This window comes from Sphingorhabdus profundilacus (assembly GCF_009769755.1).
GTDB classification, from domain to species: Bacteria; Pseudomonadota; Alphaproteobacteria; order Sphingomonadales; family Sphingomonadaceae; genus Sphingorhabdus_B; species Sphingorhabdus_B profundilacus.
In genome coordinates this window covers 1,363,386-1,380,704 of the sequence record NZ_SDWJ01000001.1, presented here as the reverse complement: position 1 = coordinate 1,380,704, position 17,319 = coordinate 1,363,386, and the positions used below count along the sequence as shown (strand labels likewise).

General features: G+C 55.7%; 13 protein-coding genes and 1 riboswitch. Of the genes, 9 read left to right on the top strand and 4 right to left on the bottom strand.

Annotation, left to right across the window (positions count from 1 at the left end; all coding sequences use genetic code 11):
* The first annotated feature begins 20 nt into the window (after positions 1-20).
* The 9 genes from ftsZ (at position 21) to EUU23_RS06345 (ending at position 11,782) form a co-directional block, all read left to right on the top strand.
* A complete protein-coding gene (gene ftsZ, locus EUU23_RS06385; RefSeq protein ID WP_160353206.1) occupies positions 21-1,520 on the top strand; it encodes a cell division protein FtsZ in 1,500 nt (499 codons plus the stop codon).
* 154 nt (positions 1,521-1,674) lie between these two features.
* Entirely contained in the window at positions 1,675-3,471 is a 1,797-nt protein-coding gene (locus EUU23_RS06380; protein ID WP_160353205.1) for a hypothetical protein, read from the top strand.
* A 39-nt stretch (positions 3,472-3,510) separates the two neighbouring features.
* Positions 3,511-4,653 carry a deoxyguanosinetriphosphate triphosphohydrolase gene (locus tag EUU23_RS06375; protein WP_160353204.1) on the top strand — a complete coding sequence of 381 codons (1,143 nt, stop codon included), beginning with the start codon at positions 3,511-3,513 and terminating at the stop codon, positions 4,651-4,653.
* A gap of 141 nt (positions 4,654-4,794) precedes the next feature.
* A riboswitch (glycine riboswitch) is annotated at positions 4,795-4,884 on the top strand.
* 132 nt (positions 4,885-5,016) lie between these two features.
* Complete coding sequence (gene gcvT / locus EUU23_RS06370; protein WP_160353203.1) at positions 5,017-6,156, top strand: glycine cleavage system aminomethyltransferase GcvT; 1,140 nt, start codon at positions 5,017-5,019, stop codon at positions 6,154-6,156.
* Positions 6,153-6,524: a glycine cleavage system protein GcvH gene (gene gcvH / locus EUU23_RS06365; RefSeq protein ID WP_158899432.1), complete on the top strand. Its 372-nt coding sequence runs from the start codon at positions 6,153-6,155 to the stop codon at positions 6,522-6,524. The genes gcvT and gcvH overlap by 4 nt, the downstream gene beginning before the upstream one ends.
* Before the next feature lie 42 nt (positions 6,525-6,566).
* Positions 6,567-7,925: an aminomethyl-transferring glycine dehydrogenase subunit GcvPA gene (gene gcvPA, locus EUU23_RS06360; RefSeq protein ID WP_160353202.1), complete on the top strand. Its 1,359-nt coding sequence runs from the start codon at positions 6,567-6,569 to the stop codon at positions 7,923-7,925.
* Entirely contained in the window at positions 7,922-9,493 is a 1,572-nt protein-coding gene (gene gcvPB / locus EUU23_RS06355) for an aminomethyl-transferring glycine dehydrogenase subunit GcvPB (protein WP_160353201.1), read from the top strand. The genes gcvPA and gcvPB overlap by 4 nt, the downstream gene beginning before the upstream one ends.
* Positions 9,490-10,119 (top strand): DUF938 domain-containing protein, encoded by a 630-nt coding sequence (locus tag EUU23_RS06350; RefSeq protein WP_160353200.1) that lies wholly within the window; start codon positions 9,490-9,492, stop codon positions 10,117-10,119. The genes gcvPB and EUU23_RS06350 overlap by 4 nt, the downstream gene beginning before the upstream one ends.
* 103 nt (positions 10,120-10,222) lie before the next feature.
* Positions 10,223-11,782 (top strand): fatty acid--CoA ligase, encoded by a 1,560-nt coding sequence (locus EUU23_RS06345; protein WP_160353199.1) that lies wholly within the window; start codon positions 10,223-10,225, stop codon positions 11,780-11,782.
* Here the strand turns inward: EUU23_RS06345 and wecC are convergent, their stop codons facing one another.
* The 4 genes from wecC to EUU23_RS06325 all read right to left on the bottom strand — a co-directional run bounded on the left by wecC (position 11,783) and on the right by EUU23_RS06325 (position 17,297).
* Positions 11,783-13,078: a UDP-N-acetyl-D-mannosamine dehydrogenase gene (wecC, locus tag EUU23_RS06340; protein WP_160353198.1), complete on the bottom strand. Its 1,296-nt coding sequence runs from the start codon at positions 13,076-13,078 to the stop codon at positions 11,783-11,785.
* Entirely contained in the window at positions 13,056-14,186 is a 1,131-nt protein-coding gene (wecB, locus tag EUU23_RS06335; protein WP_160353197.1) for a non-hydrolyzing UDP-N-acetylglucosamine 2-epimerase, read from the bottom strand. The genes wecC and wecB overlap by 23 nt, the downstream gene beginning before the upstream one ends.
* Positions 14,187-14,310: 124 nt before the next feature.
* Entirely contained in the window at positions 14,311-15,240 is a 930-nt protein-coding gene (locus EUU23_RS06330; protein ID WP_246156153.1) for an alpha/beta hydrolase, read from the bottom strand.
* The gene (locus EUU23_RS06325; RefSeq protein WP_425505098.1) at positions 15,237-17,297 is read right to left on the bottom strand and encodes a glycoside hydrolase family 97 protein; all 2,061 of its coding nucleotides are present in this window, start codon (positions 17,295-17,297) and stop codon (positions 15,237-15,239) included. The genes EUU23_RS06330 and EUU23_RS06325 overlap by 4 nt, the downstream gene beginning before the upstream one ends.
* Positions 17,298-17,319 lie beyond the last annotated feature (22 nt).

The following is a 17,319-nucleotide window of genomic DNA, read 5'->3' as shown; positions in this document are numbered from 1 at the left end:
ATGGCTAGGGGGATGTAGACATGAGCATCAATATCGGTCCACCCGTGGTTGATGAATTAAAGCCAAAGATCGCTGTCATTGGTGTCGGCGGGGCTGGCGGAAACGCGGTCGCCAACATGATTGGTGCAAAGGTCGAAGGCGTAGATTTCGTCGTTGCCAATACGGACGCGCAGGCGCTCAACGCATCACCTGCTGAATATCGTATTCAGCTTGGCCCGGATATTACCCAGGGTCTTGGTGCAGGTTCGCGACCAGAAGTAGGTCGTGCGGCTGCTGAAGAAACCATCGAACAGGTCAAGGCGGCGCTTGCCGGTTGCCATATGTGCTTCATCGCGGCGGGCATGGGCGGGGGTACCGGGACCGGTGCGGCGCCCATTATCGCCAAAGCAGCGCGTGAAATGAACATTCTTACGGTCGGCGTTGTCACCAAACCCTTCCTGTTCGAAGGGTCGCGCCGGATGCGCTCGGCCGATTCCGGGATTACGGAACTGCAACAGCATGTCGACACGTTGATCGTCATTCCGAACCAGAATCTGTTCCTCGTGGCCAATCCGAACACGACTTTCAAAGAGGCATTTTTGCTGGCGGACGAAGTTTTGCAGCAGGGTGTGCGTGGTATTACCGACCTGATGGTCATGCCGGGCCTCATCAATCTGGATTTTGCCGACGTGCGGTCTGTCATGCACGAAATGGGCAAGGCGATGATGGGTACTGGCGAGGCCGAAGGCGATGGCCGCGCGCTGGAGGCTGCCGAAAAGGCGATTGCAAATCCGCTGCTCGACGGCGTGTCCATGCAGGGTGCAAAGGGCGTCATCGTCTCGATCACCGGTGGCGAAGATATGCGCCTGATGGAAGTTGACGAGGCCGCCAACCATATTCGCGAACTGGTTGATCCGGACGCAAATATCATCTGGGGTTCCGCATTTAACGAAAATCTAAATGGCAAGATCCGCGTATCTGTCGTTGCCACGGGCATCGACAATGACGGAACAGCAGCATCGCCCAGTGCACATGCCACACGCCCCTTTGCATTTAGCCGCCCTGCGGAACCTGTTGTAGCGCCTGAGCCTGTCATGGATTTAGCGCCTCAGCCTGAGGTCGCCGAGGTAAGCCATTCTACCCCTTTCGCACCTGCTGAAACGGGTAGTGAACCGGGCGGTGACCATGTTTCGGATGCCGAATATGAAGATCTGGCATCGGCACCGGTATCGGGGCATGACGAAGATTCCGACGATTTGCTGGAGCTCGGCGACGCGCATGTTGTCGAAGGCGAAGGCGAAGGCGAGGCCGAGGCTGAGCTTGAGGCGGCCATACCCGCCTATGAACCTGCGGCGGACATTACGCCTGCACCGGAACGTCCGGCCCCGCGTATTTCGACTGGCGGGACGTTGTTTGAACGGATGTCAAACCTGTCACGCGGCCTGACTCGGCCCGAAGAGGAAGAAGATGCGGCAAAGCCTGAGGGTGCGGCCGGTGGTCTGAACATCCCCCGCTTTCTAGATCGGCAAAGTAACAACTGATCTTTGGGCGTGATACCAATGGGGTTTGGCGGCGCTGTTTTCTGAAGCAGGACTTTGGTGACGTCATTTTGCCTTTTTTAAGCAACCATTGGACGGAACGGGCCATCGAGCTGCTTTCCAATGGCGGCTTGTCACACCATAGGGGCGTATGAATGTGACAATGTTACCTGTGCTTTTGGCGATATCAATGCTGATGCTAGCGACAGGGGCGACCGCGCAACCTGTTGATGAACATGGTCTGGAGGAATCCGATGCGCCCGCGCCGGCCAAGCCCGCCATTGCCGAACCGGCGGGTGCGGCCGAATTGCGTGCGGCGATGCGTCGTATTTCGCTCAGTCCAAATGATGCCGACGCGTTGGCGGACGCGGGCAGTGCCGCACTCATTTTGGGCGATGCGAATGCGGGATTGAATTTCTATACACGGGCCAATGCTCTGCGGCCCAATAACGGGCGGATCGTGGCTGGCCTCGCTGCGGCTACGGTGTGGGCGGAAAATCCATTTGAGGCCCTGCGACTGTTCGACGATGCAGTTCGGCTGGGGATCAACGAACGGTCGATTGCGGCCGACCGGGCCCTTGCATTTGACCTTTTGGGCAATTTTGCCCGGGCGCAACAGGATTATCGACTGGCGCGCACCGTTTCCAATTCCGACGATTTGATCGTTCGGCACGCGATATCAATATCTCTGGCCGGGCAAAAGGCGGAGGCGGATGCCATGCTGGTTCCGCTGCTCCAGAAAAACAATGCTGCGGCATGGCGCGCCCGCGCTTTTCTATTGGCCGCCCGCGGAGATTTTCGTGAATCTGCCCAGGTTACGCAGGGTTTCATGGATGCGGAATCGGCGCAGCGGATGGAACGCTATTTGCGATTGATGCCTAGCCTGACCGGGGCACAACAGGCGGCGGCCATCCATCTCGGGCATTTTCCGGCAAGTCAATATGTCGGGCGTGATAGCGACCAGGTGCGAAAGGTCGCCTCTACCATTCCCCCTGTTCAATCGCAACCAAATGACAACCGTCTTATTCCAGCTGGAGATCCCTTCGGAATCAAACCGGCAAAACCGGTGACGGCTGAAAAGCCGAAACCTGTGGATAACCGACGTGATCGCAAGGCCCGCGATGACGAGCAAGTAAAGGCCATCGTTGCCAATATTCCTGAAGCGATCAAACTTCCAAAAACCGATACGAGTAGACTGGGGACAGAAACGGCAAGGGCAAAGATTGCCGAAGTTTCGACATCGAAAATCACCAGCGTAACGTCGACCGCTTTACCACCCCCTGAAACCGCGCGGCCATTGCAAAAGGTTGAACTACCCGTCCAGAACAGCGGTACCGAAGTTAAGGTACCGCCGCCCCCGGCCAGTGTCGAGGTACGGCCTTCGCCTGAACCTTTGGTACCGGCTGCTCAACCGATCGTTCGCGAACCAAACAGGGCGACGGTTCAGAACCAACCGCAGTTTCCACAGCCTGTGTCCCCGTCGCCTGCTGCTGCGGCGTTCGATCTTGCGGCAATTGTCGGTGCCATCGAAATACCTGAAAGCGAACAAAAACCTTCCGCCGTTGCAGTTGATTTGAAGAAAATCAAACCCGCAGCACCAAAGATAGCGGTTGCCGAAGATCCCGCAAAAATGCCAAAAACGGACCCGAAAAATGCACCCAAGGTCAAAGCCGTAGCGCCCAGTCCCGCCCGTTTTTGGGTTCAAATCGCAACGGGAGAAGCGGGCGCTTTGGCCGTTGATTATCGCAAATTTGTCAAGAAGAACCCTGATCTGTACAAATCAACTTCGGGCTGGACTTCATCATGGGGAAAAACCAGCCGTTTGCTCGTCGGTCCTTTCGTAGACCAGAAGCTCGCCAAGAAATGGGAAGCCGATTATAAAAAGGCTGGCGGCGACGGCTTTATGTGGAAAAGCGAAAATGGCGTCGTGGTGACCGCGCTAAAAGGAAAATAGCGGCTAGCAGTTGCCATGGCGAAGCGGCATAAGCCGCGCATGACTTCATTAGCTTCTTATGCATGCCACCCTGAAAAGAGCCGGGGGCGATACCATCCGGAACCAGAGCATAACATTCGCGGCCCCCGCAACATCTTCCAACGTGATCGCGATCGTATTATCCATTCCATTGCGTTCCGCCGTTTACGGCACAAGACGCAGGTATTCATCTCTCCGGATGGCGACCATTATCGGGTCCGCCTGACGCATAGTCTGGAAGTTGCTCAAATCGGGCGCACGATCGCACGGGCATTGGGTTTGAATGAAGATCTGACCGAGGCATTGTGTCTGGCCCATGATATCGGGCATCCGCCATTCGGTCATGCGGGTGAAGATGCCCTTGAAGAAGCGATGAAACCCTATGGCGGGTTTGACCATAATGCCCAGACCCTTCGGACCTTGACCGAACTTGAATCACCCTATCCCGGGTGGACAGGGCTCAATCTGAGTTGGGAATTGCTAGAAGGTCTGGCTAAACATAATGGGCCGGTTGAAAATCCCGGTTGGGCACTGGCGCAAGTGGATGTCAGGCACAAGCTGGACTTGCGAAGCTGGCCGTCGCTTGAGGCGCAAATCGCCGCGATTAGCGACGATATCGCCTATGACAATCATGATATTGATGACGGCATACGGGCAGGATTGCTCGATATCGATCAGTTGTTTGAACTGCCGTTCGTCGCGGAGCGGTGGCGGGGGATTGAGGCGCGGTTCCCGAATGTCAAACCCCGCCGGCTGGTCGGGGAACTGACCCGCGAGCAGATCGGAGCGATGGTCAACGATGTGATCAGCGCGACCCGCGAACGCATTCGTAAATTGGCAGTTTCTAGCGTCGATGATGTGCGTCAAGCGGGCATTATGATTGGTGGCTTTTCTGACGCGATGGCGGCAGAAGAGCGGGTGCTGAAAACATTCATGTACGCAAATCTTTACCACCACCCGACACAGTTGGATGCGGCGGATCACGCCAAGAGCATTATTTCGCGGCTGTTTGCAGTGTATCATGCAGATCCGCATCGGATGCCGGCGGAATGGCAAGAGAATATGCCCGCGACAGAACCGGAAGCCAGCCGCCACATCGCCGACTTTTTGGCCGGGATGACCGACCGTTATGCGACAAACAGATATGAGGAGGCCAGCGCGTAACGGCGGGTGACGGAGTCGGCAAACAAAACGCCGATAAGCATTATTTGGATCGAAACCCCGCGCACCTTTGCACCGGTTCTCGTCTACACACTCCGCTAGACGGTTGACTCTCCCCAACCAAGTAGCCAAAGGACACTTGTCGCTGACGAAACGGGAGAGTGACAGGTTCGCCTGTTCGCCGAAGGAGCAACCGCCCCGGAATCTCTCAGGCAAAAGGACCGCTTCGGCTTTTGCGACACTCTGGAAAGAGCTCACCTTATGTGGGCCACCGAAGGGGTAAAGCTCTCAGGTATCCGTGACAGAGGGGGTAGCAGATAAGGCATCAACCGGTGTCTGTCGCTGCGACTCTTGGAACGGATTGATATGAGCGACGAAGAATTAGAACCCATAGAAATATTGGAATTGCCGCTGGGTGACTGGCATCGGGCACGCGGTGCCCGCATGGTCGAATTTGCCGGCTATCATATGCCGATCCAATATGAAGGCATCATGGCCGAACATTTATGGACGCGCGAAAACGCGGGTCTGTTCGACGTAAGTCATATGGGGCAGTTGATGCTGTCCGGCGAAGGTGCGGCGGATGCCCTCGAAAAGCTGGTGCCCGGCGACATCAGCGCGTTGAAAGAGGGACGGATGCGCTATTCGCTCCTGCTCGACGAAGATGGCGGTATTTTGGACGATCTGATGGTCACGGCCACGCCGATGGGGTTGTATGTGGTCGTCAATGGCGCGGTAAAGTGGGACGATATCGGCTTTTTGCGGGAATATCTGCCTGATGAAATCACCATCAACCATATGGACGACCGGGCATTGCTCGCACTTCAGGGCCCCAAAGCGGTTGACGCGCTTTTGCGTGTTGTCCCGGGCGTCGACGCACTGTTTTTCATGGAAGCAGGTTCCTTTTTCTGGGGACCAAAATCCGATCCCGAACCCCTCTGGATCAGCCGTTCAGGCTATACCGGCGAAGACGGATTTGAAATTTCGGTCCCCGCATCGCATGCAAAAGCATTGGCAGACGCCTTATGTGCCCAAGCTGAAGTCAAGCCTATCGGCTTAGGCGCGCGGGACTCGCTGCGGCTGGAGGCCGGGCTTCCCCTGTACGGGCATGATATGAACCCGGAATTTGACCCGGTTGAAGCCAATGCATCCTTCGCAATATCGAAGCGTCGCCGTGAAGAGGGCGGGTTTAATGGTGCAGACCGCATTTTGAAGGCGTTGGCGCAGGGTCCAGCACAAAAGCTGGTCGGGTTTGCTGTGAACGGCAAAATGCCAGTGCGCGAAGGCGCGCCCGTTTATGCACAAGACGGCCAAGTGGGATCAATCACGTCCGGCGGCTTCGCCCCCAGCGTCGGTGCGCCTATCGCCATGGGCTATGTGGCCAGCCAACACACGCCGGTCGGCACCAAGCTTGAGGCCGAGGTTCGCGGCAAACGCGTTGTCCTGACCGTCGCCGCCTTACCCTTCATTCCCCATCACTATCACCGGAGAGGAAAAGCCCTATGACCCGTTATTACACCGAAGATCATGAATGGATTGATGTTGATGGCGACAGCGCAACCGTCGGCATCACCGACTATGCACAAAGCCAGTTGGGTGACATCGTGTTTGCCGAAGTGCCCGCACCTGGTGCCGAGCTGAAAAAAGGCGGGGATGCGGCGGTGGTTGAATCCGTAAAGGCGGCATCGGACGTCTATGCCCCTGTCAGCGGAACGGTAACCGAAGGCAATGACGCCCTGGAAGGCGATCCGGCTCTCGTCAACAGCGATCCCGAAGGTGAAGGCTGGTTTTTCAAGCTGACCCTGAGCGATACCAGCGAACTCGACAGCCTTATGGACGCAGCCGCCTACAAGGCATTTGTCGAAGCATTGTAAACGCAATCCTGCATCTGGAATTGCGAATAAGGATAAGATTGCATGCGTTATCTCCCACTTACCAATACGGACCGTCAGGCCATGTTGGCTGTTATCGGCGCAAAATCCATCGATGACCTTTTTGTCGATGTTCCCGCAGAGGCCCAGTTGGCCGGCCCCATCGCCGGTTTGCCCAACCATGCGAGCGAAATGGCAGTTGAGCGGCACTTTTCCGATCTTGCGCGCAAGAATATGGCGGCGTCGCACCATCCCTTTTTCCTGGGCTGCGGGGCCTATAAGCATCATGTGCCAGCGTCGGTGGATCATATCATCCAGCGCGGTGAATTTCTGACAGCCTATACGCCCTACCAACCCGAAATTGCACAGGGCACGCTGCAGATGCTGTTTGAATTCCAGACGCAGGTTGCGCGGCTGTTCGGATGCGATGTTGCCAATGCGTCCATGTACGACGGTTCGACGGCATGCTGGGAAGCCATTGGAATGGCTGGACGGATCACGAAGCGGCACAAGGCAATTCTGTCGTCAGGCCTGCACCCGCATTATGTGAGCGTCGCCCGCACCATGGCAAAATATACGGGCGACAATCTCGATACGGCGTTGCCGACTTTGACACCCACCACCGACAGCGCGCGTCTATTGGATGCCATTGATGGCGAAACAAGCTGTGTTGTGGTCCAATATCCCGACATTCTGGGGCGCATTGAGGATCTATCGGCAATTGCCGCGAAGGCGCATGAACATGGCGCATTGCTGATCGCGGTCGTCACAGAGCCCGTTGCTTTGGGTGCTATTAAGGCACCCGGCGAAATGGGGGCGGACATCGTGGTGGGCGAGGGGCAGTCCCTCGGGGTCGGCCTTCAATTTGGTGGACCTTATGTCGGGCTGTTTGCCTGTAAGGAAAAATTCGTGCGCCAGATGCCGGGGCGTCTATGTGGCGAAACGGTTGATGCCGAAGGCAAGCGTGGTTTTGTTTTGACCCTGTCGACCCGCGAGCAGCATATCCGACGGGAAAAGGCGACGTCGAATATCTGTACAAATTCAGGATTATGCGCCCTTGCCTTCAGTATTCACATGACGTTGCTGGGTGAAAAGGGACTGCGCGGATTGGCGCAGGTCAATCACGCATTGGCAGTTCAGGCGGCTGACCGGTTGACCCAAATATCCGGCGTGGAGTTGGTCAACGACAGCTTCTTCAACGAATTCACCCTGCGCTTGCCAAAGGAAGCACGGCCGGTTGTGCGCGCTTTGGCGGACAAGAAAGTGTTGGGCGGCGTGTCACTCGGACGCCTTTATCCCAATACCACCGACTTGGAAAATGGACTGGTTGTGGCGGTGACGGAAACCTCTTCAGCCGAGGACATCGAATCCTTTGCCACGGCTTTGCAGGAGATTTTGTCATGAGCGCGCTCAATCAAAGCGGATGGAAGCCTGAAATGGGGCCTTCGGGCGATTCCAAGCCGGCGACCTTTACCGGAAATCGCGCATTGATGCTGGAAGAAGCACTGATTTTCGAGATCGGCACGACCGATACGACCGGTGTAGACTTGCCGGAGGTCGGCGGCGTCGCGTCACGCCTAGGTGGTCTGGAACGCAACCGCACGATCGGATTGCCCGGTCTGTCCGAACCTGAAACGGTCCGTCACTATACGCGACTGAGCCGCCAAAATTATGCGATTGATCTGGGCTTTTTCCCGCTGGGAAGCTGCACGATGAAGCATAATCCCCGCCTGAATGAAAAGGTCGCGCGGATGGCGGGTTTTGCCGACGTGCATCCCTTGCAGCCGGTCGAAACGGTGCAAGGTGCGCTTGCGGTAATCAATGAACTGGCGGTCTGGCTGATCAAGCTGACCGGTATGTACGGCGTTGCCATGACCCCAAAAGCGGGCGCGCATGGGGAATTGTGCGGCATATTGGCGATCAAGGCCGCATTGGAAGCGCGCGGTGATCCACGCAGCGTCATTTTGGTGCCCGAAAGCGCGCATGGCACCAACCCGGCGACGGCGGCCTTTGCCGGATTTTCGGTCGAAAATATTCCTGCAACGTCCGAAGGGCGGGTTGATCTCGACGCATTGAAGGCGCGGCTTGGTCCGGATGTGGCGGGTGTCATGATTACCAACCCCAACACCTGCGGCCTGTTCGAACGGGACATGAAAGCCATTTCGGATGCGGTCCATGCCGCGGGCGGATATGTCTATTGCGATGGTGCAAATTTCAACGCCATCGTCGGGCGGGTGCGGCCGGGTGATTTGGGCATCGATGCGATGCACATCAACCTGCACAAGACATTCTCGACCCCGCATGGCGGCGGCGGTCCGGGCTCCGGTCCGGTGGTGATGTCGGAGGCGTTGTCGCCCTACGGACCTTTGCCCTTTACCGAACGCCATGCCGACGGTCGCTATTCGCTGGTCGAAGAAGAAACGGTGGGCGAACGGCATCCGCACAGCTTTGGACGGATGACGGCTTTCCACGGGCAAATGGGCATGTTCACCCGCGCGCTTTCCTATATCCTATCGCACGGCGCCGACGGCTTGCGCCAGGTTGCCGAGGATGCCGTACTCAACGCGAACTATATTTTGCACGGTTTGAAAGACTCGCTTGACGCGCCGTTCGCGCATAGCGGGCCGTGCATGCATGAGGCTTTGTTCAGCGACAATGGTCTGGCCGATGGCTTCACTACCCTCGACATTGCCAAGGGTCTGATTGACGAAGGCTATCACCCGATGACAGTCTATTTCCCGCTGGTCGTACATGGCGCGATGCTGATCGAGCCCACCGAAACGGAAAGCAAGGCGACACTCGACCAGTTTATCGGGGCGATGCGTTCGGTGGTAGCGCGGGCGAAAGCCGGCGATCCCTCGCTCAAATCCGCACCGCACCATGCCCCGCGCCGCCGGTTGGACGAAACGCTTGCGGCGCGAAAGCCCGTGCTGGTGTGGCGTGAACCGGATGTGGCGGTCGCGGCTGAATGAGCGATCCCAAGCCCTTTGTGTTCGAACCGTCGGCAGAGGCGAAACGCACCGCCCCGGCAACCGAGCGCAATCGGGATGCGATCACCCATGTCTTGAAGACCCTGTTGCCCCCGCAAGGAACAGTGCTGGAAATCGCCAGCGGAACGGGCGAGCATATTGTCCATTTCGCAGCGCAATTCCCGCGGTTGATCTGGCAACCCAGTGACAGCGATGCCTTGGCCCTCACATCAATCGCCGCGTGGAGTGCCGATCTTGGCGGGGATAATCTGCGAGCGCCTGTTCATCTGGATGCAGCATCCGAATGGAAAGTCCGGGATGTTGCTGCGATCATGTGCATCAACATGGTCCACATTAGTCCCTGGGCAGCGACACAGGGGCTTGTCCGCAATGCGGGGCGTATCTTGGCGCAAGGCGGCCTGCTTTATGTATATGGACCGTTTCGGCAATATGGTGTGCCGACAGCCGCCAGCAATGAAGAATTTGACCATAGTTTAAAAAGCCGAAATGCAGATTGGGGCCTTCGCTTCGTCGAAGATGTGGCGCAGGAAGCATTGCGATATGGGTTGAATTTGGATGAAGTGATCGAAATGCCTGCAAATAACCTCTCCCTTGTGTTCCGGGCCTGACACATCTTTTTTGCGCGGCAATTGACTTGCGACCAATATGTCTCGACAAAACGCAAAGAGGCCTCTGGCAAAAGCAGGCCCGTTGATTTGGAGAGACATCAATATGGGCGACCTCACCTCGGATATCCTGACATTTGATGAATTTCTGCGGCATTGGTCGGTTGAAAAGCCCAATGGCCCTGCATTGCTGCAAGAAGACCGGATGCAAAGCTATGCCGATCTTGAGGAAATGACCGCCCGGATTGCTTCCTATTTGCATGCCTCTGGTCTTAAAAAGGGGGACCGGATTGTCTGGATCGGCAAAAACAGCGATCTATATTTCAGCCTGTTCTATGGAGCGGCGCGGGCCGGTATCGTCATGGTCCCGATAGGATGGCGACTGGCGCCTGCGGAATGGGTGTATATCGTCAATGATACGCAAGCCAAGCTGCTTTTTATTGGCGCAGAGTTTGAAAATATTCGGACAGAATTGACCGGCCAATTGCCTTATGTCGAAAAGATAATCGGCGAAAATGAAGCGCGCCAGCACATCGCAAAGACTGAAAGAACGGCATTCGACGCATCTGGCCCCGACGATGCCGTCCTGCAATTATACACTTCAGGAACGACGGGAAATCCAAAGGGAGCGGTCTTGTCCAACCGCAATCTGTTCGCCTTACGTAAACATAGTTCCGAACTTGATCTGGCCTATACGCGATGGGACGAAAATGAAGTCGTTCTGGTGGCAATGCCCTGCGCCCATATCGGTGGCACAGGTCTTGGCATTATGGCCGTGGCGTCGGGGCTGCCTGCGCTGGTGCTGGCGGAATTCACCCCCGACGGCGTGTTTGACGCGATTGAGAAAAATGGTGTGACCCGCCTATTTGTCGTACCCGCTGCCTTACACATCATGTTGCAACAACCGCGCTGCAAAAACGTGGATTTCAGCAAGTTGAAGTATATTTTATACGGCGCAGCGCCAATGCCGCTCGAATTATTGCGGCAGAGTATAACGATGTTCGGTGCCGAATTTATTCAGGTCTATGGCATGACCGAAACGACAGGTTCAATTGTCATGCTGCCGCCCGAAGATCATGATCCCAATGGCAATTTGCGGATGCGTTCTGCCGGAAAGCCACTGCCGGGGGTCGAAATCCGCATTGTCGGCGAAAATGGCGAAGATATGTCAGTTGGCGATGTCGGTGAAATCTGGACGCGGTCTTCCAACAATATGATCGGCTATTGGAATCTCGCCGAAGCAACCGATAAAACGATGACCGAAGGAGGCTGGATAAAAACAGGCGATGCCGGATATCTTGATGAAGATGGCTATCTGTTCATCCATGACCGGGTCAAAGATATGATCATCTCCGGTGGCGAAAATGTCTATCCTGCCGAAGTTGAAAGCGCCATTTTTGGACATCCCGATGTTTTGGAGGTGGCCGTTATTGGTGTTCCCGATGAAAAATGGGGCGAAGCTGTAAAAGCGGTCTGCGTTCCAAAGCCCGGGGCGTCGATTGACCCTGATACAGTTATCGCTTGGGCCAGGGAGAGGATCGCCGGTTTCAAAGTCCCGCGTTCAATCGACACCATCGCAGCCTTGCCGCGAAACGCATCCGGAAAGATCCTGCGTAAAGATTTGCGCGCGCCCTATTGGCAAGGTCGCGACCGGCAGGTGAATTGATCACCCCACCAGGCGCAATTGCCGTTGCGGGGCCTGGCCGGGTTGGTCGTGCCAGATACCCCTGACGTCATAGACGATTTTATCGGCCCGTTCCGCGAGCGGTATGGCCTTGAAAGCGTCGTGGTCGACCAGCGTTACGAGTATGTCACATTCAAGCAGCGCTGTATCAATATCTATCAAACGCGCGGCTGTGCCATCAAATTCGCTGGGAAGCGATGACGCATAAGGTTCGATAATTGAAACTCTTGCGCCAAATTTATGCGCCAACTGCTCGGCGACTTTCAAGGCAGGGCTTTCGCGAAAATCGTCAATATTCGCTTTGAAGGCCAGCCCCATACAGCCCACCTTTAACGTCGGGTTCGCGGCAATCATGTCTGTCGCGCGTGCGATAACATGGTCAACCTTGCCATCATTGACGGTACGCGCGGTACGGATCAGTGGGCTTTGGTCGGGTGCGCTGTGTACGATGAACCAAGGATCGACCGCGATGCAATGCCCGCCCACACCGGGGCCGGGATGCAATATGTTGACACGCGGATGGCGGTTGGCGAGACGGATAACCTCCCACACATCAAGCCCCATATGATCGGAGATGATCGACAATTCATTGGCAAAGGCGATGTTGACATCACGAAACGCATTTTCGACCAACTTCGTCATTTCGGCCGAGCGTGCATCGGTGGTGATGCATTCGCCACGCACGAAGCGTTTATAAAATGTCAGCGCCTTGCGTGCACAGCGTGGCGTTATTCCGCCAATCGACCTGTCATTGTTGGTCAGTTCTTCCAAAATGCGCCCGGGTAGAACCCGCTCCGGGCAATAGGCGATTGCAATGTCGGCTGTATCCTTGGCAATACCGGGAACCTTCAGGTCGGGGCGTAGTTTGGCGATCATGTCACGGACTTTTTCTGTGGTCCCGACTGGCGAAGTTGATTCCAAAATGATCGTATCGCCGGACTTCAAAACGGCGGCAATGTTCGTCGCTGCATCCAGAACATAGCTGATATCTGGTGCGTGATTTTCATCGAACGGTGTCGGAACGGCGATCACAAAAACATCGGATGGCTCAACACAAAGTGATGCGCGTAACATTTTGCGGGCAACCACACCCTGCACCAGGCCATCAAGGTCGACTTCCTCAATATGGATTTCGCCGCGGTTGATGGTGTCGACAACATTCCGGTTCACATCAATACCGACAACGCGGCAACCTGAACGGGCGATCACGGCGGCGGTAGGCAGCCCGATATAGCCCAGCCCTAGGACGCAAACATCAGGTTTTTTGTCGACTAGCATTCCAAATGATCTCCGCTATGCGCTGGCTAGCCTTGCCGTCCCCGAAGGGATTGTGCGCGCGGGCCATCGCCGAATAAGCGGCATCATCGTCCAAAAGAGTGAAAATTTCGGAAATTATGCGATTTTTATCGGTTCCGATCAGCTTTGCTGTCCCTGCGGTAACGCCTTCGGGCCGCTCTGTCGTGTCCCGCATGACCAGCACGGGTTTACCAAGGGCAGGGGCCTCTTCCTGCACCCCGCCGCTGTCGGTCAACAGAATATGGCTGATTGATAGCAGGCGCGCAAAATTGGGGTAATCCAGCGGTTCGATCATTGCGACATTGGGTTCAGTACCCAGCATTCTTTCCATCACACCGCGCACATTGGGGTTGAGATGCACCGGAAAAATGCAAGCGACATCATCGCGCGCGGCGATGGCCTTGATCGCCAGCGCGATATTTTCCATTCCGTCACCGAAATTTTCCCGGCGATGCGTCGTTATCCCGATGATTTTCTTGCCTTCGAAGCGGGCTTCCAGACCGGCGAGATTGGCGACCATTTCCGGGCGATGTGAAATGCGGTCGGTTATCCAGTAAAGCGCGTCGATCACCGTATTACCGGTCACAAACACCCGGTCATCTGGAACCGCTTCGGCTTTTAATGCCGATGCCGATACATTGGTCGGGGCGAAATGCTGGTCGGCGATGGAGCCGATGATTTTGCGGTTCACTTCCTCTGGCCAAGGGCGATAAATATCGTAGCTGCGAAGGCCTGCCTCGATATGGCTGACCGGAATCTGCCGATAATAGGCCGCCAGCGCGCCCACCATGGCCGTGGCGGTGTCGCCTTGCACCAGTACACGATCTGGTTTTGCGCTATCGAGAATATGTCCAATCCCCTCCAGCAGGCGAGCCGTCAATGCATCGAGCGATTGTCCGTGCTGCATGATGTTCAGGTCGTGGTCGGGCGTTATTCCGGTGATATGCAGGACCTGATCCAGCATTTCGCGATGCTGCGCTGTCACCAACACTTCGCAAAGCATCTTACCTTGTTGTTTCAGCGCATTGATTACAGGAAATAATTTAATGGCTTCGGGACGTGTGCCGAAAATCACCATATTCTTGTACATGATTCTGTCCTGTGATTTCGACCGGTTGCCTAGAACTGGGTCTAAGGCACAAGACGTTAAAAAGTCACGAAAACATGCCCGCAAAATTTTTGCGGTTGAAAACGCAAATGATCAGATGGGCGACCTAATAATTCTGTAAAAGCCATCCGAAAATGTCGTCAAGCCGCGCGGCCCAGGCATTTTCTTCGTGCGGCGCACCGGCGTAGACTTTGCTTGAAAAATCGCGCCCCTGTTGCCAACCATTTGCCGTCAGAGCGGCATCCAGATTTTCCTGATAAGGTTGGTAAAAGGCGTCGAGTGTCTCTGTACCATGATCGAACCAAATCCGGCGACCCGCAGGCGGCCCAAGATATTCTTTTGCATATGTACGCCAGGCCGCATCAATATCGCTGCGTTCATCCGCGCTCCAGTTCGGATCGGCCAGCGGCAAATGGGTGGATACCGTCGCTGCATTTCCAAAAACATCCGGATATTGGGTAAGGGCGTAAAGCGAGATAAGCCCGCCCATGCTTGAACCGGCAATAGTGGTATGCCGGCGATCCGCTTTGGTGCGAAATTCCCGATCGATGCGGGGCTTTAACTGTGTGACGATGAATTTCAGATATGCGTCCGCTGTTATTGCTTTACCGCCGCTTTGCTCTTCAATTTTTTGTTTTACCCCCGGGGACACGAGGTTCATCATCGGCTTAGGAAAATATTGGCGGTACCGGTCGGTGCCGGGTTGATCGATTCCGACAATGATGAATGGCTGGGTCTTTTTTGCGGCGATCAAGCGCAATGCAGATTTGTCGGCGGCCCAGACCTTATTGAAATTGGATCTTTTCGGATCGAATAGATTTTGGCCATCATGCATATAGACGACGCCATAGCGTTGCCCGGAATGATCATATCCTGGGGGAAGCCAGACCACCACCCCGGCAGGGACAATTGCATCAGATGCGATAAATCCCAAGTCGACAAAACGGCCCATATCCTGTGCGGCGGCAATTTGCGGTAACGCCCCGAACAAAGCCGCTGCGCCGCCCATCGCGATCATGTTGCGCCGGTTAATCATTTGCCCTTGGCAGGTACCAACCGGATGGCAAAGCCGCCGCCGGGGGCGACTTGCAATGTCAGGCTGTCTGTATTGCGGAGCGTCTTGCTTTCAATGACAATCGAATGACGTTTTTCCGTGCGATAATCCGCTTCATCCCCATCCCGGTAAATTTCCGCAACATAAGATGTGCCGGGGTTCAGAAAGTCCAGTTTGAACGACAGGGTGCGCGCTTCTTCATCGCCGACCGCGCCAATATACCAGTTTTCACCGCCGCGTTCCTTGCGGGCGATGGTCACAAAATCGCCGATTTCCGCATTCAGAACGCGCGTTTCCTGCCAATCGGTGGGGACATCGCGGATGAACTTCAACGGCCCGGGATATTTGGCATAATTTTCAGGCGTGTCTGCAACCATCTGAACCGGCGAATAGATGACGACATAAAGCGCGAGTTGCTTTGCGATGGTCGAGAGCAAATCGCTATCGTCGCTGCCCTTTAGGCTCAGGATTCCGGGGGTGAAATCCATGGGTCCTTCCAGCATGCGGGTGAACACCACATTGGCCTCATGTTCGGGTGGGTTTTTGCCCGGCCAGGCATTATATTCCATGCCCCGCATACCTTCACGTGCAACCCAATTGGGATAGGTACGGTGCAAACCGGTGCCTTTGACCGGTTCATGGCTATCGATCCCGATTTTATATCTGGCGGCGGTTTCCACCACGCGAAGCTGATGGTTGACCATCCATTGCCCCTGATGCCATTCGCGATATTTTTTGCCGTCGGCGTCTTCACGTTCCATCTGGCCCGCATCGGTGACATAGCCGGTTTTAACGACCATATAGTCATGATCGGCGGCGAATTTGAATGCGGTGTCGAACTGCTTTTCATAATGGGTTGCCGCGCCGCCGGTTTCATGATGCCCAATCAGGCGCACACCCTTTTTCTTGCCATAAGCGACCAGCATATCGACGTCGAAATCTTCGGTTGGCTTGGCAAAGTCCATATCATAGCCATTGCCAAACCAGTCGCCATCCCAGCCTATATTCCAGCCTTCGACCAGCAAATGGGGGATCTTGTTGGCACTAGCGAAATCGATGTAGCGTTTCACATTTTCATTGGTGGCGCCATGCTTGGGGCCGCGCGCCCAGCTCCATTCCCCCTTGATCATGTTCCACCAGACACCGGCAAATTTCCCCGGCTTGATCCAGCTGACATCGCCCAGCTTATTGGGTTCATTCAGGTTGAGCATCAAATGGCTGTGGTACACGCCCGCGGCATCATCGGCGATGATAAGGCTGCGCCACGGCGTTGTCCAAGCGCCCTTTTTCTGGACTTTGGGTTCGCCGGCACCCGGATGAAGGGCGGCACGCAAGGTTGTGCCTTCGGTTCTGGAAACCGCCATGCCCGAATAGTCGACCAGCGCCGCTTCGTGCAAGGCAACATGGGTGCCGTCTGCCAATTTGATCGTGATGGGGGTGTCGGCGTTGCTGACCGCTGACAGCGGAGTCTTGTTGTACAAATACTCCTCGCGATTCCAGAGAAACGCAGGTTTCCACCACGCTATGCCGTCACTGGCAAAGGCAAATTCGGTCAACTCGTCAGCGATATTGGCATGGGCAAGATTGGGCTGTTCCGGAAATTCATAGCGGAAGCCGACGCCATCGTCGTAAAGGCGGAACGTCACGCTGAACACGCGGGCGAGGGCGGTCGTTTCCTTGAAATGGACTTTCAGTTCACGATAGCGGTTGCGGATCGTCTTCCATTCGCCCCACGGCTGTGTCCAGTTTTCGTCGAAATCGCGAGTTTCCTGTCCGGTGATGGACAGGCGGCGGTCAATTTTGACCGCATCGGTTAGCAAAAACCCAAGCTTGGATGGCGCGAGAATTGCCTTGCCCTTGCGGTTTACAGCATAAGCGGCACGGCCGTCGCCGTCGATCGACACGCTGACCTGCACGTCGCCATCAGGGGAAGTTGCGGTCGCGCTATTTTGCGCCAGCGCCGATGTCGCAGCAAGCAAAGCTGCGCCCATAGTGACCATGCTTCTGACAATTGCCTGTTGTACTTCATTCCTACCCATGCTGCGACTCCCGCTCTGGCGA